The 23,294-nt window shown below is 42.6% G+C and carries 25 protein-coding genes; 14 read left to right on the forward strand and 11 right to left on the reverse strand.

Annotated elements, in window-relative coordinates; genetic code table 11:
• The first annotated feature begins 1 nt into the window (after nucleotide 1).
• The 5 genes from DCK90_RS03645 (at nucleotide 2) to DCK90_RS03670 (ending at nucleotide 4,691) form a co-directional block, all read left to right on the forward strand.
• Entirely contained in the window at nucleotides 2-970 is a 969-nt protein-coding gene (locus tag DCK90_RS03645) for an electron transfer flavoprotein subunit alpha/FixB family protein (RefSeq protein WP_108244829.1), read from the forward strand.
• 89 nt (nucleotides 971-1,059) lie between these two features.
• Nucleotides 1,060-1,689, forward strand: coding sequence for a bifunctional nuclease family protein (locus DCK90_RS03650; RefSeq protein ID WP_108244830.1), 630 nt, complete (start codon nucleotides 1,060-1,062; stop codon nucleotides 1,687-1,689).
• 13 nt (nucleotides 1,690-1,702) lie between these two features.
• Complete coding sequence (locus DCK90_RS03655; RefSeq protein ID WP_108244888.1) at nucleotides 1,703-3,163, forward strand: NupC/NupG family nucleoside CNT transporter; 1,461 nt, start codon at nucleotides 1,703-1,705, stop codon at nucleotides 3,161-3,163.
• A gap of 185 nt (nucleotides 3,164-3,348) precedes the next feature.
• Nucleotides 3,349-4,173, forward strand: a complete 825-nt coding sequence (locus DCK90_RS03665) for a thymidylate synthase (protein ID WP_108244832.1) — start codon at nucleotides 3,349-3,351, stop codon at nucleotides 4,171-4,173.
• 92 nt (nucleotides 4,174-4,265) lie between these two features.
• Nucleotides 4,266-4,691 carry a Dabb family protein gene (locus DCK90_RS03670; RefSeq protein ID WP_108244833.1) on the forward strand — a complete coding sequence of 142 codons (426 nt, stop codon included), beginning with the start codon at nucleotides 4,266-4,268 and terminating at the stop codon, nucleotides 4,689-4,691.
• Nucleotides 4,692-4,790: 99 nt separating this feature from the next.
• On the opposite strand, the gene DCK90_RS03675 is transcribed toward DCK90_RS03670, so the two are convergent.
• Both DCK90_RS03675 and DCK90_RS03680 read right to left on the reverse strand, forming a co-directional pair.
• Nucleotides 4,791-5,087 (reverse strand): isoamylase early set domain-containing protein, encoded by a 297-nt coding sequence (locus DCK90_RS03675; protein WP_108244834.1) that lies wholly within the window; start codon nucleotides 5,085-5,087, stop codon nucleotides 4,791-4,793.
• A gap of 141 nt (nucleotides 5,088-5,228) precedes the next feature.
• Nucleotides 5,229-6,323: an aminotransferase class V-fold PLP-dependent enzyme gene (locus tag DCK90_RS03680; RefSeq protein ID WP_108244889.1), complete on the reverse strand. Its 1,095-nt coding sequence runs from the start codon at nucleotides 6,321-6,323 to the stop codon at nucleotides 5,229-5,231.
• Nucleotides 6,324-6,377: 54 nt separating this feature from the next.
• On the opposite strand from DCK90_RS03680, the gene DCK90_RS03685 reads away from it, so the two are divergent.
• A complete protein-coding gene (locus DCK90_RS03685; protein WP_108244835.1) occupies nucleotides 6,378-6,770 on the forward strand; it encodes a 2TM domain-containing protein in 393 nt (130 codons plus the stop codon).
• A complete protein-coding gene (locus DCK90_RS03690; protein WP_108244836.1) occupies nucleotides 6,767-7,258 on the forward strand; it encodes a dihydrofolate reductase in 492 nt (163 codons plus the stop codon). The genes DCK90_RS03685 and DCK90_RS03690 overlap by 4 nt, the downstream gene beginning before the upstream one ends.
• A 3-nt stretch (nucleotides 7,259-7,261) precedes the next feature.
• Here the strand turns inward: DCK90_RS03690 and murI are convergent, their stop codons facing one another.
• The 8 genes from murI to DCK90_RS03730 all read right to left on the reverse strand — a co-directional run bounded on the left by murI (nucleotide 7,262) and on the right by DCK90_RS03730 (nucleotide 15,468).
• Entirely contained in the window at nucleotides 7,262-8,041 is a 780-nt protein-coding gene (gene murI / locus DCK90_RS03695) for a glutamate racemase (protein WP_108244837.1), read from the reverse strand.
• A gap of 84 nt (nucleotides 8,042-8,125) precedes the next feature.
• Nucleotides 8,126-8,635 carry an OmpH family outer membrane protein gene (locus DCK90_RS03700; RefSeq protein WP_108244838.1) on the reverse strand — a complete coding sequence of 170 codons (510 nt, stop codon included), beginning with the start codon at nucleotides 8,633-8,635 and terminating at the stop codon, nucleotides 8,126-8,128.
• A gap of 49 nt (nucleotides 8,636-8,684) precedes the next feature.
• A complete protein-coding gene (locus DCK90_RS03705; protein WP_108244839.1) occupies nucleotides 8,685-9,506 on the reverse strand; it encodes an OmpH family outer membrane protein in 822 nt (273 codons plus the stop codon).
• A gap of 275 nt (nucleotides 9,507-9,781) precedes the next feature.
• Nucleotides 9,782-12,418 (reverse strand): BamA/OMP85 family outer membrane protein, encoded by a 2,637-nt coding sequence (locus tag DCK90_RS03710; RefSeq protein WP_108244840.1) that lies wholly within the window; start codon nucleotides 12,416-12,418, stop codon nucleotides 9,782-9,784.
• Nucleotides 12,390-13,130 (reverse strand): isoprenyl transferase, encoded by a 741-nt coding sequence (locus DCK90_RS03715; protein WP_108244841.1) that lies wholly within the window; start codon nucleotides 13,128-13,130, stop codon nucleotides 12,390-12,392. Before DCK90_RS03715 ends, DCK90_RS03710 begins: the two co-directional genes overlap by 29 nt.
• A 1-nt stretch (nucleotide 13,131) precedes the next feature.
• On the reverse strand, nucleotides 13,132-13,815 hold the full coding sequence (porG, locus tag DCK90_RS03720; RefSeq protein WP_108244842.1) for a type IX secretion system protein PorG: 684 nt from the start codon (nucleotides 13,813-13,815) through the stop codon (nucleotides 13,132-13,134).
• A gap of 112 nt (nucleotides 13,816-13,927) precedes the next feature.
• On the reverse strand, nucleotides 13,928-14,809 hold the full coding sequence (locus DCK90_RS03725; RefSeq protein ID WP_108244843.1) for an NAD kinase: 882 nt from the start codon (nucleotides 14,807-14,809) through the stop codon (nucleotides 13,928-13,930).
• Between the two features lie 2 nt (nucleotides 14,810-14,811).
• Nucleotides 14,812-15,468: a CBS domain-containing protein gene (locus tag DCK90_RS03730; RefSeq protein ID WP_108244844.1), complete on the reverse strand. Its 657-nt coding sequence runs from the start codon at nucleotides 15,466-15,468 to the stop codon at nucleotides 14,812-14,814.
• A gap of 85 nt (nucleotides 15,469-15,553) precedes the next feature.
• On the opposite strand from DCK90_RS03730, the gene DCK90_RS03735 reads away from it, so the two are divergent.
• From DCK90_RS03735 to clpX, 7 genes are all read left to right on the forward strand, one after another.
• On the forward strand, nucleotides 15,554-16,270 hold the full coding sequence (locus DCK90_RS03735) for a pyridoxine 5'-phosphate synthase (protein ID WP_108244845.1): 717 nt from the start codon (nucleotides 15,554-15,556) through the stop codon (nucleotides 16,268-16,270).
• Nucleotides 16,270-17,040, forward strand: coding sequence for an alpha/beta fold hydrolase (locus DCK90_RS03740; protein WP_108244846.1), 771 nt, complete (start codon nucleotides 16,270-16,272; stop codon nucleotides 17,038-17,040). Before DCK90_RS03735 ends, DCK90_RS03740 begins: the two co-directional genes overlap by 1 nt.
• 137 nt (nucleotides 17,041-17,177) lie before the next feature.
• Nucleotides 17,178-18,680 (forward strand): SGNH/GDSL hydrolase family protein, encoded by a 1,503-nt coding sequence (locus tag DCK90_RS03745; RefSeq protein ID WP_108244847.1) that lies wholly within the window; start codon nucleotides 17,178-17,180, stop codon nucleotides 18,678-18,680.
• Nucleotides 18,681-18,758: 78 nt separating this feature from the next.
• Nucleotides 18,759-19,103: a phage holin family protein gene (locus tag DCK90_RS03750; RefSeq protein WP_108244848.1), complete on the forward strand. Its 345-nt coding sequence runs from the start codon at nucleotides 18,759-18,761 to the stop codon at nucleotides 19,101-19,103.
• A gap of 99 nt (nucleotides 19,104-19,202) precedes the next feature.
• Nucleotides 19,203-20,525, forward strand: a complete 1,323-nt coding sequence (gene tig / locus DCK90_RS03755; protein WP_108244849.1) for a trigger factor — start codon at nucleotides 19,203-19,205, stop codon at nucleotides 20,523-20,525.
• A 90-nt stretch (nucleotides 20,526-20,615) separates the two neighbouring features.
• Nucleotides 20,616-21,296 carry an ATP-dependent Clp endopeptidase proteolytic subunit ClpP gene (gene clpP / locus DCK90_RS03760; RefSeq protein WP_108244850.1) on the forward strand — a complete coding sequence of 227 codons (681 nt, stop codon included), beginning with the start codon at nucleotides 20,616-20,618 and terminating at the stop codon, nucleotides 21,294-21,296.
• An 86-nt stretch (nucleotides 21,297-21,382) separates the two neighbouring features.
• Nucleotides 21,383-22,618: an ATP-dependent Clp protease ATP-binding subunit ClpX gene (clpX, locus tag DCK90_RS03765; protein WP_108244851.1), complete on the forward strand. Its 1,236-nt coding sequence runs from the start codon at nucleotides 21,383-21,385 to the stop codon at nucleotides 22,616-22,618.
• Here clpX and DCK90_RS03770 read toward each other — a convergent pair.
• On the reverse strand, nucleotides 22,615-23,160 hold the full coding sequence (locus DCK90_RS03770; RefSeq protein ID WP_218109572.1) for a hypothetical protein: 546 nt from the start codon (nucleotides 23,158-23,160) through the stop codon (nucleotides 22,615-22,617). The genes clpX and DCK90_RS03770 overlap by 4 nt on opposite strands.
• Between the last annotated feature and the right edge of the window lie 134 nt (nucleotides 23,161-23,294).

A 23,294-nucleotide genomic window follows, 5' to 3' on the forward strand; every position in this document is an offset into this window, starting at 1 on the left:
TATGTCAGTATTAGTATATACAGAATCCCTAAAGGGAAAATTCAAAAAAAATGCCTTCGAAGCGGCCTCTTATGCACATAAAGTGGCTCAAGACTTAGGTACAACTGTAACAGCGGTCTCTTTTAATGCCGAGGACGATGCCACGTTGGGAACCTATGGGGTATCCAAAGTTTTAAAGGTATCTGACGACTCATTGACAACCTTTAATGCCAAGGCGTATGCAGAAGTGTTAGCCGAGGCTGCAAAAGCAGAGGACGCTAAGGTAATTATATTGAGTTCCAGTGCGGACAGCAAGTTTTTGGCACCTATCCTTGCGGCTAAATTAACTGCCGGATACGTACCTAACGTAGTGGCTGCACCAGAAAGCACTTCACCATTTGTGGTAAAGCGCACCGCTTTCAGTAATAAAGGTTTCGCCATGACGGAAATTTCGTCAGATGTAAAAATTATAGGGGTTTCCAGTAATGCCTTTGGCGTGGTCGAAAACAATGTTTCAGCCACCGTGGAAGATTTTGCCCCATCTTTGGCCGATGATGCATTTGCCGTTAAATCGGTAGATGTAGATCGAGTGGTAGGGAAAGCTACCATCGCCGATGCCGATATTGTTGTCTCCGGTGGTCGAGGTCTAAAAGGACCAGAAAATTGGGGCATGGTAGAAGAACTGGCCGATGTTTTGGGTGCGGCGACCGCCTGCTCCAAACCAGTCTCGGATATGGGATGGCGCCCGCACAGCGAACACGTTGGCCAAACCGGTAAGCCGGTTGCGAGCAATCTTTATATCGCTATCGGGATTTCCGGGGCCATTCAGCATTTGGCAGGTATCAATGCCTCCAAGGTAAAAGTGGTCATCAACAACGACCCGGAAGCTCCTTTCTTCAAGGCGGCGGATTACGGAATAGTCGGGGATGCCTTCGAAGTAGTGCCCGAACTCATCGAAAAATTAAAAGAATTTAAAGCCCAAAACACTTAAATTTTGTTAATTTGCCCATTGCAAGGGGCTGTTCAGATAACTGGTAAAGCCACTTATTTGGACGGCCCCTTTGCTTTAGGAGGAGATATATGAGTTTAGTACGATTAAAAATAAAGGGGATATCATACAGCCAAACACAAAATGGCGCATACGCCCTTATTTTAAATGAAGAGGAGGGAGACCGAAAACTTCCCATAGTTATAGGCGCATTTGAAGCACAATCCATCGCCATTGCTTTGGAAAAAGAGATAAAACCGCCAAGGCCCTTGACCCATGATCTGTTCAAGAACTTTGCGGACAGGTTCAAGATTGTGGTCAAGCAGGTGATCATCCACAAATTGGTGGACGGTGTTTTTTATTCCAGCATTATCTGTGAGCGCGATAACGACGAGGAAATCATCGATGCCCGCACCAGCGATGCGATTGCACTTGCACTGCGGTTCAACGCCCCTATTTTCACCTACAAGACCATTTTGGACAAAGCTGGTATTTTCCTAAAATTTTCTTCCAAAGAGAAAGAAGAGGACGAGGACGACAGCATTATGGTCGATGAAATCCTTCAAGAAGGAGAAGCCGTGGAATTAGAGTCAGGTTCCGATACACACGGATATAGAGAAATGTCCCTACAAGAACTTCATAAAGAATTGGATAATGCGGTGGCCAGCGAAGACTACGAAAAGGCCGCCAAATTGAGGGATGAGATTTCCAAGCGCAAATAAACGACCAACATACATGGCGAAAAAGACCCAAAGTTTACTGATACTTTTACTCCTTTGTTCGGTCGCTTTCGGCCAAAATTCATTGCCCGCAGATTCCCTTAATGTTGCCATAGGCTCTACTATAACGGAGAACATTGCCGTACAGGAAACCGCTGAAATTATTCCCAATCAAGGTTTCACTATTACCACATTGCTCCGTGGGGCGTTGGGAATGGCCGTCCTTATATTGATATCATTTTCGTTCAGTTCCAATAGAAAAGCCATCAACTGGAAAACGGTCGGAATCGGTTTATCATTGCAGATTTTGATAGCCATTGGCGTACTCAAAGTCCCTTTTGTACAATATATTTTTGAACAGGTTGGAAGCATCTTTGTAAGCATACTGGATTTCACCCGTGCCGGAAGCCAATTCCTGTTCGAAGGGTTGGTCGTGGATATGGATACCTTTGGTTATATATTTGCCTTCCAAGTATTGCCCACCATTATATTCTTCTCCGCATTGACCTCCGTACTTTATTACTTGGGAGTGATACAGGTCGTGGTCAAATGGATGGCATGGTTGCTCTCCAAAAGTTTGGGCATATCGGGAGCAGAGAGTCTTTCCGTAGCGGGCAACATATTTTTGGGCCAGACCGAAGCCCCCTTGCTGATCAAGGCCTATTTGGAAAAAATGAACAAATCCGAAATCCTTTTGGTGATGATCGGTGGAATGGCCACCGTAGCCGGAGCTGTTTTGGCCGCCTATATTGGATTTTTAGGAGGCGATGACCCCGAACTTCGTTTGGTCTTCGCCAAGCACCTTTTGGCAGCATCTGTAATGGCCGCACCCGGGGCCATCGTAATTTCAAAAATATTGTACCCGCAGACCGAGAAGGTCAACACGGACGTAGAGGTTTCTTCCGAAAAAATAGGCGCCAACATCTTGGACGCCATTGCCAATGGAACCACCGAAGGCCTTAAACTCGCCTTGAACGTTGGGGCCATGCTTTTGGTGTTTGTGGCCTTTATCGCCATGATCAACGGAATTTTGGGCTGGGTCGGAGATCTTACCACTTTCAATAATTGGATAGCCGCCAATTCCCCGTACACCGAATTTTCCCTGGAAGCCATTCTAGGCACCATATTTGCCCCGCTTATGTGGTTGATAGGTGTTGCCAATGAGGACATTATGCTCATGGGACAGTTGCTCGGCATTAAATTGGCCGCAAGTGAATTTGTAGGCTACATTCAATTGGCCGATCTTAAGAATGTGGCAAGTGGTGTTCACTTTACTTACAACAAATCCGTAATCATGGCCACGTACATGCTCTGCGGTTTTGCCAACTTTGCCTCTATCGGTATTCAAATTGGCGGTATCGGTTCTTTGGCGCCCGGTCAACGTAAAGTACTTTCCTCTTTTGGAATGAAGGCGGTTTTGGGCGGGTCTTTGGCATCATTGCTGTCGGCCACCATTGCGGGGATGATTTTAGGGTAACCTTTTACCCTTCACCCCCTCACAGTTAATAAACTCTTCATAAGTCTTTTGCCTTTTTGTTTCCAAAAAACACTTATTGAAGTAATTTCGATGGATTGATTTTTTGTCATATCGAGCGCAGTCGAGATATCTTGCTTTCTCATCATTGTATTAATCGAAATGACACTGATAACGGAATAGACAGCATGAAACAGTACCACGACCTTCTAAAACACGTATTGGAGCACGGAAACCAAAAAGGGGACCGTACAGGAACAGGAACCTTGAGCGTTTTTGGCTATCAAATGCGGTTTGACCTCTCCGAGGGATTCCCCATGGTGACGACCAAAAAGTTGCACCTTAAATCCATTATCCATGAATTGTTGTGGTTTCTGAAAGGGGACACCAATATTCAATATCTGCAAGAGAACGGCGTGCGTATCTGGAACGAGTGGGCCGATGAAAATGGTGACCTTGGCCCAGTATACGGACATCAATGGCGCAATTGGAACAGCGAGGAAATCGACCAGATCAAGGAAGTTATCGAAACCTTGAAGAACAACCCCAATAGCCGTAGAATGCTGGTTTCCGCTTGGAACCCTAGCGTTATGCCGGACACTTCGGTATCTTTTTCGGAAAATGTGGCCAACGGTAAGGCCGCGCTCCCACCCTGCCATGCCTTTTTCCAGTTTTATGTGGCGGATGGCAAACTTTCTTGTCAATTGTACCAACGTAGTGCGGACATCTTTTTAGGGGTGCCGTTCAACATTGCTTCCTATGCCCTGTTTACTATGATGATGGCACAGGTTTGTGGCTACCAACCTGGCGATTTTATCCACACCTTTGGTGATGCCCATATTTATAACAACCATATGGAGCAGGTAGAACTGCAATTGAGCCGTGACCCACGCCCCTTGCCCACCATGCAACTGAACCCCGAAGTAAAGGATATTTTTGATTTTACCTTTGACGATTTTGAGCTTTTAAACTACGACCCGCATCCCCATATTAAAGGGGTTGTAGCGATTTAAATGAGTGCCATTAAAATATTGATTTTCCATTCAGCTACTTTAAAATATAAACTTTTACATGTAGTACGTTTTAATTCTAAAAAATCAAACCCATGAAACCCATCATCACCCTATTTGCCGCACTGTTATTTGCCAGTTGTGGCGAGCAAGCCAAAAAAGAAACCACCGAAAAAGAAGAAGAAAAGACCGTGAAAGAAACCGAAGCCATCGATTCACCAAAATTGCGCCACGTAGTATTGTTCAAATTTAAGGAGACCTCATCCGAAGAAGAAATACAACAAGTGGAAGAGGCTTTCAATGCCCTGCCATCAAAAATTTCGGAAATAAAAGGATACGAGTGGGGCATGAACAACAGCCCGGAGAACTTGAACAAAGGACTCACGCACTGCTACTTTTTGACGTTTGATAGCGAAGCTGACCGTGACACCTATCTCACCCACTCCGACCATGTGGCATTTGGTGACATCGCAGGCCCTCATATTGCCGATGTTACGGTTGTGGATTACTGGACCAAATAGCATTCATCAGATTTCCATCAATTTAAAGGATACGGACAAGCTCAATAGATAAAAAAACCGCCATCGGCTTTGGGGCAAACTGATGGCGTATAATGTTTTTTAAACTTCCAATACGGCATTTTCGGTTCCGGCATAATCGTTCCATTGGTAACGATCGGCCTCACCATCGTTGGTATAGTTGCCGTCTATCAAATATCTAAACTCGTAGCTGTTCTCCACAGGTAGTTCAAACGTTCCCTTAAAGGTTCCGTTCTTCAATTTCTTTAAGCCGCTCTTTTTGGGATTCCACTTATTGAAATCACCAACTACTGCAACGGTCTCCGCCTCATCTGCAGGAACTGTAAAAGTTACTTTGCAAACAGGCTTGCTCTTCAGGTATTGTTTTTTAATTGCCATGGTACCGAAAATTTTAATTTCAGTACAAAACAATATATAAAACCATTTATTTACAATTAGTTAGAATCGATTTATCAATTTGATAAAATCCACCTAACCGCAATCTTACTTTTAGCAAATTAAATCGACGTTTTTTACCAATTATGATTTTGATGCCCAGCGTTTTATAAGTGTCGCTATCACATCTATTTCCTCCTCGGTATTGTAAAAATGAAAGCTCAAACGGATGCCTCCCCCACGTGGTGAAGCCACCACATTTTCCTCTGTTAGCCTATTGAACAGCTTCTCGTCTCCCTTAATGTTGAATATGGTACTGTGCTGTTTTCTTTTAGTGACTGAAGGCTCTAGCAAATCAAGCTCGGTAAAAGCGGACATTGCCTTTTTTGATAGTTTTTGCAGTTGTGCCTGTACATTTTCCAAACCTATATCATCCAAAAATTTAACGGCAAACTCCAAACTCCCGAAATTCAGTGAATCCAAATGGCCAGGTTCCAGGAATTTACAGAACATAATACTGTTCCGTTTGGAAGCATCGTTGTTCACCGAACCATTACCTATACCCCTAAGCTCAAACTGGTCCATTACGGCATCCTTCACCAAGAAAAAACCGTTACCGTAGCCGGCCAACATCCATTTATAGGCACTGGCCCCCAAAATATCTATGCCGGATGCTTCAAAATCGAAAGGCTCGGTACCACAATATTGGGTGCCATCGGCAAGAATCATGAGGTCGGGAAATTCCTTTTTCAAATCTTTCAGAAAATCAAAATCAATACGGACCCCATCTACCCATTGCACCAAACTGAGGGCGAGAATATCAATATCGCCCTTCTTGACCTTGGCATAAATATTTTCTTCCATATGCTCATCGGCATCCACATGGTCAAGTTCAAACCCTCTGGTCTCGAACGGCCAGTTGACACTTGGATAGTCCTTATTTACGAGCAATACTTTTTTATCCTTTGGCAACCCCTCCAGCAACAAGTTGAACCCCAGCGTAAAATTGGGCACCAAGGCCACATTTTCGGCCTTGCAGTTAAAAAACTTCCCAACTACCTTTTTAATCTCGGGCATATGGGCAAAGCCCTTGTTCTTCATTTCACTGCCTCCTATTAAAAAGTCAAGATCGTGCCCTTGGCGCCACTCCATCAAATCTTCGCTCAACAGTCCTGCGGACGCAGTATTTGCATAAACACAATGATTAAGTACGGGAAATTTTTTTCTTAGGTTTTGCATGTCGGGATTTTTGGATACAATTCGATTATCTTTGTTGATAAAGATAGCCATTCCATGTTGTCATTTGGTAAAAAGAAGACGTCCGAAATAGATTTACAGCAGCACGAACTTTTGGAGAATGCCCATAAGCGCACCAAACAAAAGAAACGGTTGTTCTCGCACTTCGTGATTTTTTTGATCGGCAGTATTTTTTTGATTATTGCCAACAAGGTGCTCAAGTACGGGGAAGCCTACGATTGGTCCATTTGGATTGTATTGGCATGGGCTTTTTTGGTTGCCCTACACACATTCAATGTTTTTGTTACACATAAGTTTATGGGGCAAGATTGGGAACGCCAGCAACGCGAGCGATTGGTGAACCTTCAAAAAAAGCGTATCAGCGAAATCCAAAAGGAAATAGAAACAGACTTTCCGCTTTCCAACATCAATAAAAAAAAAGATCAATGAGAAAATTGATCATTATTGCGGCCGCGGCCGAAAACAATGCCCTTGGAAAGGACAACGACTTGGTGTGGCATTTACCGGACGATTTTAAACGTTTTAAGGGTTTGACCTCTGGCCACAAAATCATAATGGGCAGAAAAACCTTGGAGAGCTTCCCAAAGCCATTGCCCAACCGAACCCACATTGCCATTACCCGGGACGAGGACTATGTTCCGAAGTTCCCCTGCACCATTGTGCATTCATTGGCGGATGCAATTGCGCTGGTAGAGGACAACGAGACTGGTTTTATTATAGGGGGCGGGGAAATCTACAAACAGTCCATGGACCGTGCTACAGATATTGAACTGACAAGGGTTCACGGTACTTTTGAGGCGGATGCTTTTTTTCCAGAAATCGATGAAGAACAATGGGAACTGGTAAAAGAGGAGCACCATCCAAAGGATGATAGGCACCAATATGCTTTCACTTACCTCACCTACAAAAGAAAATAGGGTTTAAAAATCCATAAAAGATACCTGAGCAGTGGGGTCGTTGACCAAATCTTTCAAAACCCTTACATCCGCATTGGTGTAAAAAAGATGTTCAGGAGTGTCATTGACCTTGGTCAGTAAGTTGTTCTGTTCCAAGACCGTTTTGGTCTGACGGGCCACTGCTTCACCAGAATCTATGATATTGACATTGCTCGGCAATATTTCCTTCAGAACTGGAATAAGATAAGGATAGTGCGTACACCCCAGTACCAAACAATCTATATTCTCCTCTAGCATGGGGTCAAGAAACTTTGATAGCAAGCTCTTCATCTCTTCCGAATTGATTTTACCGGCCTCGATTAGCTCTACCAAACCCTTCCCTTCTTGCTCCAGGACAGTGATGCCCTCAGCAAAGAGTTTGGACGTATTGTGGAACAAACTGCTGGATAGGGTTCCCTTGGTAGCCAACACCCCAACCTTTTTTGTTTTGGTCTGGAGGGCCGCCGGTTTAATTGCCGGTTCTATTCCGATAAATGGCACATCATAATTCAAACGGAGATGATCTATAGCATTTGTTGTGGCGGTGTTACAGGCCACTACAATGATTTTACAGCCTTCTTTGAGCAAATACTCTGTATTCTTTATACTAAGTCTTAAAATCTCTTCTTTTGACTTTTCTCCATAAGGAGCATTGGCACTATCCGCCAAATAGATGGTGTTCTCGTAAGGAAGCATCTTGGCTACCTCTTTCCAAATCGAGGTTCCCCCTACCCCTGAGTCAAAAATTCCTATTGGTTTTGGCATGCTTAAAAGTAATGGCTTAAATTTTTATGGCATAAAAAAACCGCTTTAAAAAAAGCGGTTTACTATTTTTATTGAAAGCAAGGTTTAGAAACCTAGTTCCTTTTTAACATCGGCCAAAAGGTCTGGACCTTTGGATACGATCAAGCTCAATCCTGGGCTGGCATCAATTACATAATCGTAACCTTTGGCTGCCGCAACTTTTTCGATTGCTGCTTTTGCCTTTTCAGAAATAGGCGCAAACAATTCTTGTTGCTTCTTTTGCATTTCTTGCATAGCTGCTTGCTCCGCTTCTTGGATATTCTGTTGGAAACCTTGAAGTTCAACAGCTCTTTGCTCGTTTTCTTCCCTTGTTTTGGAAGTTGCTTCGTTTTCGTATTGTGTATACTTGTTTTGAAGCTCGGTCATAGAGCTTTGGATATCCGCTCTGTAAGTTTCTTGTAATTTCTTCAATTCAGCTTGTGCAGCCTTCATCTCCGGCATATCAGACAATAATTGCTGCACATTGATGTGTGCAATCTTGCTCTGAGCATTTACAAAACCAGTAGCCGCAACAAACAATACTAGGGCTACAGCGATTCTTTTTACATTTTTCATGATTCTCAACGTTACTTTTTTGACTTTAAATTTAGTGTTTCAATATAATCTATCCTATTGAATCCTTTTGTTGTTCTTGCGCTTTTTTTCGCTCTTCCAATTTGGCTTTTCGCTGGGCTTCGCGCTCCTCCAATAATTTTCTCCTTCGTTCTTCGTACGCTTTCTTGCGTTCTTCCCTTTCTTTTAACTTTTCAGCTCTGCGCTCATCGGCAGCCTTCTCTCTTTCTTCAAGGGCTTCCTCGGCTTGCTCTTGCCTTTCCCTTAGTGCATCGCTTATTTGATCTTCCTCTTCTTGGAACTGTTCCAAACGGTTTTGTTCCTCTTGTTTTTTGTTGGAAGCACTTATTTTTCTTGTGCGTCCTATCTCCCTTAAAACCAAGTCACTTATGTCGTGTCTTTTTTCGGAGTACAACATTACAACATCTGCGGATTTATCAAAAATAAAATCGTATCTTTTATTGGCTCCGATTTTTTGTACTTCGTTGAACACTTGGTCCTGGATGGGCTGTATCAACAGTTGTTTTTGAAGGACCAAATCTCCTTGCGGTCCAAAACGATTCTGTTGGTAATCCAACATTTCCTTTTCCAATAGCTGTATCTCTTCTTCCCTCTCCAAGATAAGTTCATCGGTCAAGAGCACTTTTTCCGCCATCAAATCTTTTTTCATTTGTTCGACAACGCTTTGCTTCAGTTCGATTTCCTGCTTCCACTTTTGGGCCTTGTCGTTCAACTGCTTTGTGGCATCCCTGTACTCTTCCACATTTTCGAGGATATACTCCATATCCACATAACCTATACGAACGCCCCTTTGGGAAAACCCGTAAAAGGATGTCATCAAAACGACTAATGTTAAAAGAACTTTGGTATTCATCTTTGATTCCGCATTTTACATAGAAAATATCGTGCCAAAATTACTAATTTATTCAAAATGAACTATTTGAAAAATAATAAAGAGGCGTTTTCCATAAATTAAAACTGCTGCCCGATGATGAAGTCCGTTTACCGATTACTTGCCCCATATTGAATCCTGATTTTGCCATTGCATTTAGCTTTTCATCAGAATTGATTCCAGAGAGTATAGATACCGGCCCAAAAATATGTAGCCCCACTCCGGCAGATCTTTTTAACTGAAACGGATTAAAGTCATTAAAATTGTTGTCCAATGATAAAGTGTGTCTGCCAACCACTAGGTCCGGCATTTGGTCTAACGTTATCTGCATCAAAACCATATCCAAAATCAATCCCCAAAAGACCGAACGCCGGCATAAAGATTCTTAGACCTGCACCTGCCGACCTTTTTAGTTCAAATGGGTTTAGGTCCTGGAAGTTATTGAACGCGTTACCTGCTTCCAAAAACGTTTGTACGTAAATGGACGCCGATGGTTTTAAGGTCAACGGGTATCGAAGCTCCATGGAGTATTTATTATAGATGACGCCACCTTCTTGTTGTTGTGACCGTCTAATCGGGTTATACACTGAAAAGGCCAACGAACTGTTCTCGTATCCACGGAGCTGCACCACATCCCTACCATCCAAACTAAAGTTTCCTAGACCGTCGCCCCCGACATAAAAACGCTCGAAGGGCACATCCCCAATATCATTATTATAAGAACCTAAGAAACCGAACTCGGCATTGGTTCGTAAAACAAGCTTATCCACTATGTTTGTGTACCAATCCCCCTTAAATTTTACTTTATAGAACTCCAACCACTTAAAGCGTTCCTTTTCTATCTCTCTCAATTCATTGGCCTCCAAAGTAGTCAATTCTCTTTCTATAGAAATATCCCTTAATTCTTCCCTACGGTTTCTTAACGATTTAAAATCTTTGTCACCAAAGAGCGAATAAGGCGGTGTGAATTTTGCCGTTAGCTCAAAGTTGGAACCTGTCATCGGGAAAATTCTACTGGGACCTTGGGAACTTCTGGAAATACCAAAAGTGTATGTCAATGAATTAGAGCTACCGTTACCAAAGTTAAATAGTCCCAAATCATAATCATCGAACTTATAATATTGATAACCCACGGAATGGGAAATCGTAAAGAAATCATCCGGCCATTGAACCCTTTTCGCCAAACCGGCAGATACTCCCGTAATGGAGAATCCACGATCTTTCTGCACATCCAATCTTCCATTTTGATCATATCCCGTAGCAAACTGTTGTGTTCTGGACAGCGACATGTTAAACCTTACCGGTTTTTTACCACCCAACCACGGCTCGGAGAAGTTCAAGCTATAGACACGGAAGGTCCTACTGGCCTGCAAACGCAGGGCAAAGGTTTGTCCGTCCCCCATAGGTACGGGTTTGTATGCTTCCTTGTTGAAAATGTTCTTTAAAGAGAAGTTACTAAAGGAAAGTCCCAACGTACCGATGAAACCTCCACCTCCGAAACCACCTTGAAGCTCAATCTGGCTAGAACCGGATTCCACCAAGCTATAGTTCACATCCACTGTACCGGCATTGGGATCTGGGTTTTGGATATCCGGTACAATTTGTTCCGCATCAAAAAATCCTAGCTGACCTAGTTCCCTTATTGTTCTAACGATATTGGACTTGCTGTATTTTTGACCTGGCCTTGTCCTGATTTCCCTGTAAATTACATGGTCATTGGTCTTGTCGTTACCGGAAACCGTAACGTGATCCAAGAAGGTTTCTTTTCCTTCTATGATTCGTATTTCAAAATCGATGGTATCATTTACAGCTGAAACCTCAACCGGGTTGATACTGGAGAACAGATAACCATTGTTCTGATACAGGTTTGTTAAATCCGATGCATCCGGATCGGAATCGTCAGCGATACGTTTTTTTAACATTACTCCATTATAGGTATCGCCTTTTTTGATTCCGAGCACTTGGCTCAACATTCTATCCGTATAGACAGAGTTACCTACAAAGTCGATTTCACCAAAATAATATTTGTCACCTTCCTCTACTTTGATGGTAAGCTCAATGTTCTTCTCGTCCAGCTTCACAAAGGTATCTGACAATACGCGGGCATCCCTATACCCTCTTTCTGCATAAGTATCAATCAAGTTATCGAGGTCTTCTTGGTATTCTGCCTCAATGTATTTGGATTTCTTCCAAAAACGATAAAACTTTTTCTTTTTGGTTTTCTTCAGGGATTTGCGGAGCCTTTTGTCCGACAGTTTTTCGTTACCAACAAAGTTGATGTCCTTAATTTTCACCTTATCGCCCTTGTTTACGTTAATGACCATGTTCTGAACATTGGTCCCGGTAGTATCGGCCGTTGTGGCAATACTTACTTTGGCATTCAGGAATCCTTGTTTTTTGTACTTGTTCTGAAGGTAGTTCTTGGTATTGGCAATCAAACTCTCGGTAATCTTCTTTCCTTTCTTAAGGTCTGTGTCATCGATAATATCTTCAACCTTACGCTTTTTTACACCATATACGGTAACGTTATTCAACGTAGGTCGTTCAGTAATGCTCAGCTCCAAAAATATTTTATCGTCTTCGATGTTGGTGTAGAACATTTCCACATTGCTGAACAAATCCAAGTTCCACAACTTTTTGATCACTGCACTTATTTCATCGCCGGGCACCTTAATGGGCTGCCCTACCCGTAAACCGGTGTAGCTCTTCACGGTCTGTTCGTTGTAGCTCTGTAGGCCAGTTACGGTCAACCCTCCCAAAATGTATTGCTTGCCTTCTTCAAAATCGGTCTCTTGGGCAATACCTTGGGCTGAAAATAAAAATAGTGGGATAATAAGGGTTGAAAGGATGATGTTTTTGATACCCTTAGTTAAGTTGTTCGCTCGTTTTTCCAAATCGTCGTTCTCTGTTTTGATAACTTAATATGGCCTCTACCAAATGGTGCTCTCTAAAGTCGGGCCAAAATACATCAATAAAATATAATTCGGCGTATGCTATCTGCCAAAGTAAAAAATTACTTATCCTACATTCGCCACTTGTGCGTATAAGTAGGTCTACATCAGGCAAAAAGTGCGCGTAAAGATGTGTATTTATAACTGTTTCGTCAATATTTTCAGGGGAAATTATGTTATTTTTAACTTTGACCGCAATCTCTTGTACCGCTGTTTTTATCTCCTCCCGCGAGCCATAGCTCAATGCGAGCGTAAGTGTCATACCCGAATTATTTTCGGTTTTTGACATTACTTCGGTAAGTTCCTTATAGACTTTTTTGGGCAGTGTGTCGATTTTTCCGATGGCCTTCAACCTAATATTATGCTTGTTCAAGGTCTTCAACTCTCTTTTAAGAGCGTTTACCAAAAGCTTCATCAAGGTGTCTATCTCGGTCTTGGGTCGATTCCAGTTTTCTGTGGAAAAGGCGTATAGCGTTAAAAAAGGAATCTGGAGCTTTGCGCAGCTCTCCACGGTTTGGTTTACGGATTCCACCCCGTTCTCGTGCCCGAACATGCGGAGTTTCCCTCGTTGTTTTGCCCATCTACCGTTGCCATCCATAATTATGGCCATGTGCTGCGGTAGTTTTTCTTTGTCTACGTCCTCTAGTGTATGCATTTTATTGAAAACAATCCTGGCAAGGTTTACGTCCAAAGGTATACGTTAATGTAAAACCTGTAAAAACGTACCAGTCGTCGCTCAATATATTCCCGAATCGGAATTGCTCAAAATTGGAACCTTCTGGGTTACTTGCGTCCAAATTGTCCGTAAAAGTATATCTGGCCCCAATTTCGGCTCCAAGAATCAAGAATTGATTTAAACGATACTTAGCCCCAACCGTCATTGGAATTGCAAAACTACCGTCTTTTTGGTTAATATCCTGCATTTGAAGGGCATCAATGTAATTAAAATCGTATCTGAAGTAGGTTACACCCGTGTACAAGTAAGGCGTGAAGGCGGGTCCGAGCTTATGAAGATTGTATTCAACAAAGTTGATTTCGAGACCTGCGGAGAACTCCAAAATGGAATTATCCACCACATATCCTCTTTGCTGTCTGGATTGCATATGGGATTTATTGTCGTCGGCAGTTACTTCCCCGTAGAGCACACTGGCCCTCCAAGCATAGCGTTTTCCCTTGTTCCATTTGAATATTCCGCCAAAAGCAGGACCAGAAGGTAATATATAATTAGTCCTTCCCACGTCACCTATCATATTGGCACCACCGGCAAATACTCCTATCTCATACGTCTGTGCACTCATATTCATCACACAGCATAGAAAAACAGCCAAAACTATCCGCATACTATCCAAAAAGTTACAAGAATTAAGAGTAAAGGAAGGTCTATAGACAAGTGTTTATTATTGCTTTCCCTTGTAAAACAGTTTTTCGCTCCTTTTATTGTTTTTGATGGTATCAATTCCGTCTATCTTCCCCCCAAAGCAATTTGTTGCGTAAAGTTTTCAGAAAACTTTCGGATTTGTACTCAATCATTTTGATGGTGAAGTCCGCTTTTTTGATTCGGATTTCCTTGCCATTGGAAATGTCGGCGATACGGGAGTCCAAAGAAACCAAATGCGTCTCTTCCCTTCCTGAAACCTTCAATCTGATCTGTGTGGTATCGGAAATTACGAGTGGACGCGCATTAAGGTTGTGCGGTGCAATAGGCGTAAGCACCAAAGACTTTGCCGAAGGTGCGATTACTGGGCCGCCACAGCTCAAGGAGTATCCGGTCGAGCCCGTAGGCGTGGAAACAATCAATCCATCGGACCAGTAAGAGGTCAAATACTCATCGTCCAACCAGGTTTCCACGGTAATCATGGAAGTAGTATCCTTTCGACTAACGGTTATTTCGTTCAATGCAAAATTGAGCCCGTTGAACTCCTCTAGTTCTGAATTGAGTTCTACTTCCACCAAGCTACGTTCCTCAACGGTATAGTGTCCAGCTTCGAACTCGGTTACGAGCTTTCGGACATTTTCCTTTTTAAAGGTGGACAGAAAACCCAATCGCCCTGTATTGACACCCACAATGGGGATACCATAGTCCTTTATATAGGTAACGGCGCGCAACATAGTTCCATCCCCACCAAAGCTCACGAACATATCAAAAGAGGAATCCAATCCTTTGGATTGGTTGAACGTCCCCTTAACCTGTGTTTTGGTGATGGTAGCCACGAGTTTATTGAAGTTCTCCTCTACATAAACCGCTGCTTCCAACTTCTTGAGTTCGTCCAAAAGCTCCTCTACACAAAGCTGGTCCTCCTTTTGAAAAGACAGACCGAATATGGCTACCTTCATTACTATACGTTAAGATATTTTTCCAGATAGTCGGAACGTTGTTTCAAATCTTCTATAAATTGGTCATCACTGTTTCCGAACACGATGGTATAGTTGTACCGCCTAAATGTCTGCGCCACCTCGTTCAAACTCTGCGTTCCCACCTTCAAGGTAATCTCAACAATATCGTTCTGTGAATCGGTGATAAATGCCCCTAACAAACGGGCATTGTTGCCCTCCACGATCTGGGCAATCTCACTAAACGAATAGTCCTTGATTCCAATGGACACGACCAAAATGGCACCCGGTTCCCTAAAGAAAGGAGTATCAATAAATACATCGACCACATCTTCAAGGTCATAATACCCAACTATCAAACGGTCTTCGTCCAGCACCGGAAGCACATTGGCCTCGTTTCTGGAAAACATTTCCAAAACATCCAACCAAGCTGTTTCCTTTACCACAAAAAAGTCCTCCATCTCAAATCTAAAATCATCAACCTTTTTTTCAGGCTCAAAACAGGCCAGGTCATTTTCGGACAACAATCCCAAATATGTACCGTTCTCGGTTACCCCAACATGGGAATACGTAGTCTCCTCAAAAAACTTAATAACGTCCTTCAAAGTTTCCGAAACCTCAAAAATGGGAATCGTATTGATTATTTTGTCTTGGATGTACATAACAAATCTATTAGGTGCAAAATACTAATTTAAAATGGCAAAAGGCATGCCGAATTCTTATTTTTGACATTCTAAAAACAACTACATGACAAAGTTGAGTGTCAATATAAATAAACTGGCAACATTACGAAATTCTAGAGGCGGCAATGTACCCAACCTGATAACTTCCACCAAGGATATTGAATCTTTTGGAGCGGAAGGCATCACCATACATCCACGCCCCGACGAAAGGCATATACGCTACCAAGATGCACGAGACCTTAAAAAAGTGGTGACCACGGAGTTCAACATCGAAGGGAACCCGGTCCCAAAATTTATCGACCTAGTGCTTGAGGTAAAACCCACACAGGTCACCTTGGTACCCGATGCCGAAGACGCCATTACCTCCAACGCTGGTTGGAACACGATAAAACATAAAGATTTTTTGGTCGATGTGATCAAGACCTTTAAGGAAAACGGCATTCGCACCTCCATATTTGTAGACCCTGACCCCTCAATGGTAAAGGGAGCTGCCGAGACAGGCACCAATCGCATAGAACTCTACACAGAAAGCTTTGCCCATGAATTCGCCAAGGGCAATAAAGAAGGCGGAATAGCACCTTTTGTTGAAGCGGCCAAAATGGCACACGAAGTTGGGCTTGGACTCAATGCCGGGCACGACCTCAGCTTGGACAACATCAAATTTTTCAAAGAACACATCCCACATCTATTGGAAGTATCCATAGGCCACGCATTGATTTGTGAATCCTTATATCTTGGCCTAGAAAATGTGGTGAACATGTACTTACATAGATTGAAATAATGGAGATATTACATTCTAAAATATTGGGAGAAGGACAACCTTTTATCATTCTACATGGTTTTTTGGGCATGTCCGATAACTGGAAGACATTGGGAACCCAATATTCCGAAAACGGGTATGAGGTACATCTGATAGACCAACGTAACCATGGCAAAAGTTTTCATTCCGAAGAGTTCAACTACGATGTGCTCAGCGAAGACGTTATCCGATATATGGACCATCACAATATAGATTCAGCTTACGTGATGGGACACTCCATGGGCGGCAAAACAGCTATGCAATTGGCCACTTCAAACCCGGACAGGGTAACCAAATTGATAATTGCCGACATTGCGCCGAGGTATTACCCACCCCATCATCATTTTATCTTCAACGGACTTTCCCACTTAGATTTCGACAAGATTTCGGATAGACGGGAAGCGGACGAAGAGCTTTCCAAGCACATCAAAGAAAAAGGCATCCGCCAGTTCTTGCTCAAGAACCTGTATTGGGAAGAAAAAGACAGATTGGGTTTCCGCTTTAATTTTGACGTCCTTAAAGAACGAATGGAAGAAATTGGAGAGAACATTTCCTCCAATGCCGTATATGAGGGACCAACGCTATTCTTACGCGGAGATCGGTCAGAATATATCCAACCCGATAATTTTGCCGAGATAAAAAGACACTTTCCGCAAGCCGAAATAGAAACCATTGATAAAGCTGGTCATTGGTTGCATGCCGAGAACCCGAAACAGTTCTACAACAAGAGTCTTGCGTTTCTGAATTCTTAAAATTCAACCCTTTTTATTATGCATGCATAATTTTTTCACCTATTTAATTGTCTGTATGACAAATTTGATATAGATTTGGTTAATTCTGGTTCTTACCACAACAATTAACATAAACTAACTGTAACAGATTTTTTGATATGAAAAAGTTTTATGCCTTTCTCCCATTTCTAGGCTTATTCTTGATAGCATGCGAAGATGATACAACCCCACCCGAAACAACTGGCCCAGACCCAGTAGAATATACATCAGGATCTGCGGATTTTTCCAACTACGTAGCTGTAGGGAACTCACTTACCGCAGGATTCTCTGACAATGCATTGTTTGAAGACGGACAAAAAGCGTCCTTTCCGAATATGTTGGCTGCAAACTTTGCACTTGTAGGAGGCGGAAGTTTCGAAATCCCCTTTATGGCGGATAATCTAGGAGGAATGACTCTTGGCGGAACCCAAATAGCCGGTAATAGATTGATATTATCCTTTTTGGGCGAAAGTCCAAGCCCTGTTCCCGTTGAAGGACAAGGAACTACTGATGTAGCCGTTAAATTGCCCGGCACATACAACAACATGGGCGTACCCGGCGCTAAAAGTTACGAATTGTTGGCTCCCGGATATGGTAGTGTAACCGGCGTGGCCATGGGAACTGCCAATCCTTATTTTGCGCGTTTCTCATCTTCGGAATCCGCAACCGTTATAGGTGATGCAGCCGCACAAGGAGCAACCTTTTTCACCCTTTGGGCCGGAGCAAACGATATTCTGCTCTATGCCACGGGAGGAGGGACAGGTGTTGACCGAGCCGGGAACGTAGACCCTAGCACCTACAACAGAAATGACATTACCGATCCCAATGTTTTTGCAGGATCATTGGATGCGATGCTACAGGCGATGACTGCCAACGGAGCAGATGGCGCCATTGCCAACCTACCGAATGTAACGGACATCCCATATTTCACTACGGTTCCCCACAACCCAATTCCATTGGATGCAGCTACGGCAGCTTACCTGAATAGCGCCGAAGCATACGGTGCATACAACGCCGGCTTAGCGCAGTTGCAACAACTTAGCATTATCACCGAAGAAGAATTAGAAAAGCGAACCATCTCTTTTGCCGCAGGTGAAGGAAATGCCGTAGTAATTATTGATGAAGACCTCACTGACCTGACAGGATACAACCCTGCATTGATCAACATGAGACAGGCTACGGCGGACGACCTGATGGTGCTAACTTCAAGAACTTTTATAGGCACACTTGATAACCCAGACATCCCAACATCGATAAACGGTGTTGCGGTTCCTTTGGCGGACAAATGGGTCCTTACCCCAGAAGAGCAGGCCATTGTGGAAACCGCTCTTACAGCTTACAACCAAACCATAGCAGGTTTGGCAACAGCCTATGACCTTGCATTTGTAGACGCCAATGCCTTATTGGCCGAACTTAACGCCAATGGATTCCAACAAGCTGACGGAAGCGTTGTGGACGCAACTTTTGCCACAGGAGGAGGTTTTTCTTTAGATGGGGTCCATCCAGCACCTAGAGGTTACGCCATTGTGGCCAATGCCTTTATCGACGCCATCAACACAAAATACAATTCGAATTTGCCCGGTGTAAATCCTCTGGATTATACTGGACTATATATTGACTAGACAAACATTATTTTACTTATCTTAAAGGCACCGAATTTCGGTGCCTTTTTTATTTGCAACAAACTATTTATCAAACCTATGAAACTTATCTTAAGATTATTATTAAACGCATTGGCCGTAGTGATATTGAGCTATGTGCTACCTGGCGTAGGCGTGTCTTCCATGTTCACAGCAATTATCGTGGCCGTAGTATTGAGTTTGCTCAACTTTTTAGTAAAGCCGATTCTGGTAATCCTTACTTTACCCATTACCATTTTGACCCTGGGACTTTTCTTATTGGTAATCAATGCAATCATCATTCTTTTAACGGCAAACCTGATAGACGGCTTCCAAGTCGAGAGCTTTTGGTGGGCCATCATTTTTAGTCTTTTACTCTCCTTTTTACAAGCAATTTTGCACTCCGTTTTAAAAGATGACCAGTAGAAATTCTATGGTTTGAAAGTCAACAGTTTAAAAACTTGGCAGCAAATCAAAAAAGAGTTACTTTTGCATCCCATTTTTAGAAAGCAAATTAGGTAGGAAATGAATATAACCAAAGAGCAGATTGACGATCTTAATGCAGTAGTAAAGGTTGCCATAAGCAAAGAAGACTATCAGGATAAAGTAGAAAAAATCCTTAAAGATTATAGAAAGCAGGCCAATATACCTGGTTTCAGAAAAGGACAAGTTCCCATGGGACTTATCAAAAAGCAATATGGCAAGGCTGTTTTGGTGGACGAAGTGAACAAATTGCTTCAGGACAATCTAAACAAATACCTTACCGAAGAAAAATTGGATGTTTTAGGAAATCCACTTCCCAAACAACAGGACAACTTTGATTGGGACAAGGACAATCTTGATTTTGAATTTGAATTAGGATTGGCACCGAGCTTCGATGTAAACTTGAAGACCAAAAAAGCGGTGACCCAATATAAAATCGTTGCCGATAAAAAGATGATAGAGGAGCAAGTGGAACGTATTCAAAAGCAATACGGAAAATTGATTTCCAAGACCGAGGTAGGCAAAAAAGATGAAATCACTGGTTTCTTTGCTAATGAAGAGGAAGAAATCGACCACAAGACCACTCTTGAAATGGACAAGATCAAAAGCAAAAAAGCTATTGATGCGCTTGTTGGTAAAAAAGTGGGCGACTCCGTTACCTTGAACACAAAAGGACTTTTTAAGGAAGACTACTTGTTGTCCAGCGCCTTGGGCATTGCCCGTGACAAAGCTGAGGACCTAAAAATCGATGTGACCTTTACCATTGAGGAAATCAACGAGAGAGAACCGGCCGCATTGGATCAAGAACTTTTTGATAAATTGTTCGGCGAAGGAAAGGTAACTTCCGAAAAAGAGTTGAAAGATAAAATCAAAGAAGATTCAGAAAAGCAGTTCGAGCAGCAGTCCGACCAAAAACTGTTGAACGACATCACTGAAAAATTGATCGAGGAGACCAAATTCGAACTTCCTGCAGAATTTTTGAAGAAGTGGATTCAAATCAGTGGAGAAAATCCTTTGACCGCGGATGAAGCCAAAGAAGAATTTGAAAAATCCGAGCAAGGTCTTCGTTATCAATTGATCGAGGGTAAGATTATCCAAGAAAATGAACTTCAGGTCCAGTTTGATGAATTGAAGGAATTCGCCAAAGGATTCATTAAGTCACAAATGGCACAGTACGGCCACATGGACCCAAAAGAAGAAGAGTTGGAAAGTGTTGCAGCTAGGGTAATGAGCAATCAGGACGAAGTAAAAAGATTGTCCGAACAATTGATGAGCCAAAAACTTTTGGACCTTTACAAAGAAAAGGCTAACCTTAAAGTGAAGGAAGTCTCCTATGACGACTTCATCAAGGAAGCATATAGCTAAGGCTTCGCTAAAAGAAAATTAAGTATCTTTACGGTGCCGGAAAGCTAATTTTTCGGCACCTTTTTTTTAAGATAAATCGACTAAAATCCTATGGATTACGGAAAAGAATTCAAAAAATATGCTACCCAACATCATGGTATAAACAGTATGTACTATGATAAGCTCATGAGTACCATGTACCCAATGAACATGACCCCGAACATTATTGAGGAGAGGCAATTGAATGCTGTTGCCATGGATGTCTTCTCCCGATTGATGATGGACAGGATCATTTTTATGGGAACGGGAATCAATGATCAAGTGGCCAATATTATACAAGCGCAACTACTGTTCTTGGAAAGTGCCGATGCCTCCAAAGACATCCAAATCTACATCAACTCCCCAGGCGGAAGCGTTTATGCAGGTTTGGGCATTTACGACACCATGCAATTCATAAAACCAGACGTGGCCACTATTTGTACAGGAATAGCAGCTTCAATGGCCGCGGTGCTTCTCTGCGCTGGTGAAAAGGGCAAAAGAAGCGGACTTCCACATTCAAGGGTAATGATTCATCAGCCCCTTTCGGGAGCCCAGGGCCAGGCCAGCGATATTGAAATTGCAGCGCAAGAAGTGCTCAAGATCAAAAATGAGCTATATGAGATTATTTCCAAGCATTCCGGTCAAACCTTCGACAAAGTATACGAAGACAGCGACCGCGACTACTGGATGAAGGCGCCAGAAGCCAAAGAGTATGGTATGATTGATGAAATATTGGTCAGAGAAAAATCTTAATTCAAACCAATTGACTAAAAAACAACCACTTAACGTAGAACAATTTCATTTTTTTTACGTTATTGTCGGTTGAAGATTGAATTTATATGGCAAAGGAAAATTTGGAATGTTCTTTTTGTGGTAGAAAAAAACCGGAAACGAATCTATTGATAGCCGGTTTGGATGCGCATATTTGCGATAGATGCATAGAACAGGCCCACAGCATTGTAGCCGAAGAGTCCAAACAGACCAAAAATCAAGACCTCTCCTCCGAACTGGTCCTAAAAAAACCTATGGAGATCCATGAGTTCTTGGACACTTTTGTGATTGGACAAGAAAGAACCAAAAAAGTAATGTCCGTAGCAGTATACAATCATTATAAAAGATTGTTGCAGCCCAAGGGCAAGGATGAGGAAATCGAAATCCAAAAAAGTAACATCGTAATGGTAGGTCAAACCGGTACGGGAAAAACCCTTATCGCCAAGACCATTGCCAAAATGCTGAACGTGCCTTTGGCCATTGTAGATGCCACAGTGTTAACCGAAGCTGGCTACGTAGGCGAGGATGTGGAGAGTATTTTGACCCGTTTGTTGCAAGCCGCCGATTACAACTTGGAAAAGGCGGAGCGCGGCATTGTATTTATTGATGAAATTGACAAAATCGCCCGAAAGAGCGACAACCCTTCCATTACTCGGGATGTATCCGGTGAAGGTGTTCAGCAAGGGCTCTTGAAACTTTTGGAAGGGACCACCGTAAACGTTCCACCAAAAGGTGGACGGAAACACCCTGATCAAAAATTCATTGAAGTAAATACCGAAAACATACTATTTGTAGCTGGGGGTGCTTTTGATGGTATTGAGCGCATCATCACCAAACGTTTGAACATGCAAGCGGTAGGTTATAGTGCTTCCAAGGCTGAAGAAAATTTGGACCAAGAAAATATCCTACAATACATCATCCCCAAAGATTTAAAGGAGTTCGGGCTAATTCCAGAAATAATTGGAAGACTCCCCGTGCTTACACACATGAATCCTTTGGATGCCAAGACCTTGCGTGCCATTTTAACGGAACCCAAGAACGCCATCATCAAGCAGTACGAAAAACTGTTTGCCATGGATGATATAGAATTCACCATCACAGAGCAAGCATTGGACTATATTGTTGAGAAGGCCGTAGAGTACAAACTCGGGGCAAGAGGATTGCGCTCCCTGTGCGAAGCTGTCTTTACCGACGCGATGTTCACATTGCCCAGCAGCGATGAAACGGAATTCAAGGTCACTAAGGGTTATGCAGAGAAAAAACTCTCTTACGAAACCGTGAAAAAATTAAAAGCAGTCTCTTAGACTGCTTTTTTTGTGACATTTTCCAATAGTTCCAAACTTACTTCGGAGATGATTTTCTCGTCAGAATAGAGTGTATGTCCAAAATTGGGCACAATCCTAAGGTTGGCTGCCGCACTTTTGGCCCACTTAAGACCGGGTTTCCTTTTATCGCACTCACCGAAAATTAGCTGTACGTTAGTAGTAAGTGGTGTTTGCTCTTCCGATTCAAGACCAATTGCGGAAATCGCAGTAATTGTTTTTGCCGGTAAGCCTTTCAATGATGCTTTATAAACCACTGTTGCCCCTACACCAAAGGCTAAATAATGGGCTGGTTCATTTTCTTTCCTGATCAAGTTGGAAACAGCCCTTTCAATTCCATTGTCTTCAAAAAAAGCTTTATCAATATTTTCTTCAGAAGAAATGGAGACATCCACATTGCCCAATTGCTGACAATCGTGGAAAACAATATCGTAGTATTGTTGTAAATAGCCAAAATATGATGCTATCCAAAGGCCTTTTTTTGCACCCCATTTATCTGAGATTACAACAAGTTTTTCTGCCATGATTTAATGGTTTTGTGTTTGATAAAAGATTTGATGAGGGGAATTTCATTAATAAACGTCGCAAATCCTCTTTTATTTGTTCAAAAGAAACCTTTCCACGACGAACGGGGCAAATCTACGAAAACGTTTTCGTA

Source organism: Muricauda brasiliensis (assembly GCF_003057865.1).
In the GTDB taxonomy this organism is placed as follows: Bacteria; Bacteroidota; Bacteroidia; order Flavobacteriales; family Flavobacteriaceae; genus Flagellimonas; species Flagellimonas chongwuensis.

Coding starts and splice junctions, on each gene's coding strand:
- DCK90_RS03645 (WP_108244829.1), top strand. CDS start 2: ATGTCAGTATTAGTATATACAGAATCCCTAAAGGGAAAATTCAAAAAA.
- DCK90_RS03650 (WP_108244830.1), top strand. CDS start 1,060: ATGAGTTTAGTACGATTAAAAATAAAGGGGATATCATACAGCCAAACA.
- DCK90_RS03655 (WP_108244888.1), top strand. CDS start 1,703: ATGGCGAAAAAGACCCAAAGTTTACTGATACTTTTACTCCTTTGTTCG.
- DCK90_RS03665 (WP_108244832.1), top strand. CDS start 3,349: ATGAAACAGTACCACGACCTTCTAAAACACGTATTGGAGCACGGAAAC.
- DCK90_RS03670 (WP_108244833.1), top strand. CDS start 4,266: ATGAAACCCATCATCACCCTATTTGCCGCACTGTTATTTGCCAGTTGT.
- DCK90_RS03675 (WP_108244834.1), bottom strand. CDS start 5,087: ATGGCAATTAAAAAACAATACCTGAAGAGCAAGCCTGTTTGCAAAGTA.
- DCK90_RS03680 (WP_108244889.1), bottom strand. CDS start 6,323: ATGCAAAACCTAAGAAAAAAATTTCCCGTACTTAATCATTGTGTTTAT.
- DCK90_RS03685 (WP_108244835.1), top strand. CDS start 6,378: ATGTTGTCATTTGGTAAAAAGAAGACGTCCGAAATAGATTTACAGCAG.
- DCK90_RS03690 (WP_108244836.1), top strand. CDS start 6,767: ATGAGAAAATTGATCATTATTGCGGCCGCGGCCGAAAACAATGCCCTT.
- murI (WP_108244837.1), bottom strand. CDS start 8,041: ATGCCAAAACCAATAGGAATTTTTGACTCAGGGGTAGGGGGAACCTCG.
- DCK90_RS03700 (WP_108244838.1), bottom strand. CDS start 8,635: ATGAAAAATGTAAAAAGAATCGCTGTAGCCCTAGTATTGTTTGTTGCG.
- DCK90_RS03705 (WP_108244839.1), bottom strand. CDS start 9,506: ATGAATACCAAAGTTCTTTTAACATTAGTCGTTTTGATGACATCCTTT.
- DCK90_RS03715 (WP_108244841.1), bottom strand. CDS start 13,130: ATGCATACACTAGAGGACGTAGACAAAGAAAAACTACCGCAGCACATG.
- porG (WP_108244842.1), bottom strand. CDS start 13,815: ATGCGGATAGTTTTGGCTGTTTTTCTATGCTGTGTGATGAATATGAGT.
- DCK90_RS03725 (WP_108244843.1), bottom strand. CDS start 14,809: ATGAAGGTAGCCATATTCGGTCTGTCTTTTCAAAAGGAGGACCAGCTT.
- DCK90_RS03730 (WP_108244844.1), bottom strand. CDS start 15,468: ATGTACATCCAAGACAAAATAATCAATACGATTCCCATTTTTGAGGTT.
- DCK90_RS03735 (WP_108244845.1), top strand. CDS start 15,554: ATGACAAAGTTGAGTGTCAATATAAATAAACTGGCAACATTACGAAAT.
- DCK90_RS03740 (WP_108244846.1), top strand. CDS start 16,270: ATGGAGATATTACATTCTAAAATATTGGGAGAAGGACAACCTTTTATC.
- DCK90_RS03745 (WP_108244847.1), top strand. CDS start 17,178: ATGAAAAAGTTTTATGCCTTTCTCCCATTTCTAGGCTTATTCTTGATA.
- DCK90_RS03750 (WP_108244848.1), top strand. CDS start 18,759: ATGAAACTTATCTTAAGATTATTATTAAACGCATTGGCCGTAGTGATA.
- tig (WP_108244849.1), top strand. CDS start 19,203: ATGAATATAACCAAAGAGCAGATTGACGATCTTAATGCAGTAGTAAAG.
- clpP (WP_108244850.1), top strand. CDS start 20,616: ATGGATTACGGAAAAGAATTCAAAAAATATGCTACCCAACATCATGGT.
- clpX (WP_108244851.1), top strand. CDS start 21,383: ATGGCAAAGGAAAATTTGGAATGTTCTTTTTGTGGTAGAAAAAAACCG.
- DCK90_RS03770 (WP_218109572.1), bottom strand. CDS start 23,160: ATGGCAGAAAAACTTGTTGTAATCTCAGATAAATGGGGTGCAAAAAAA.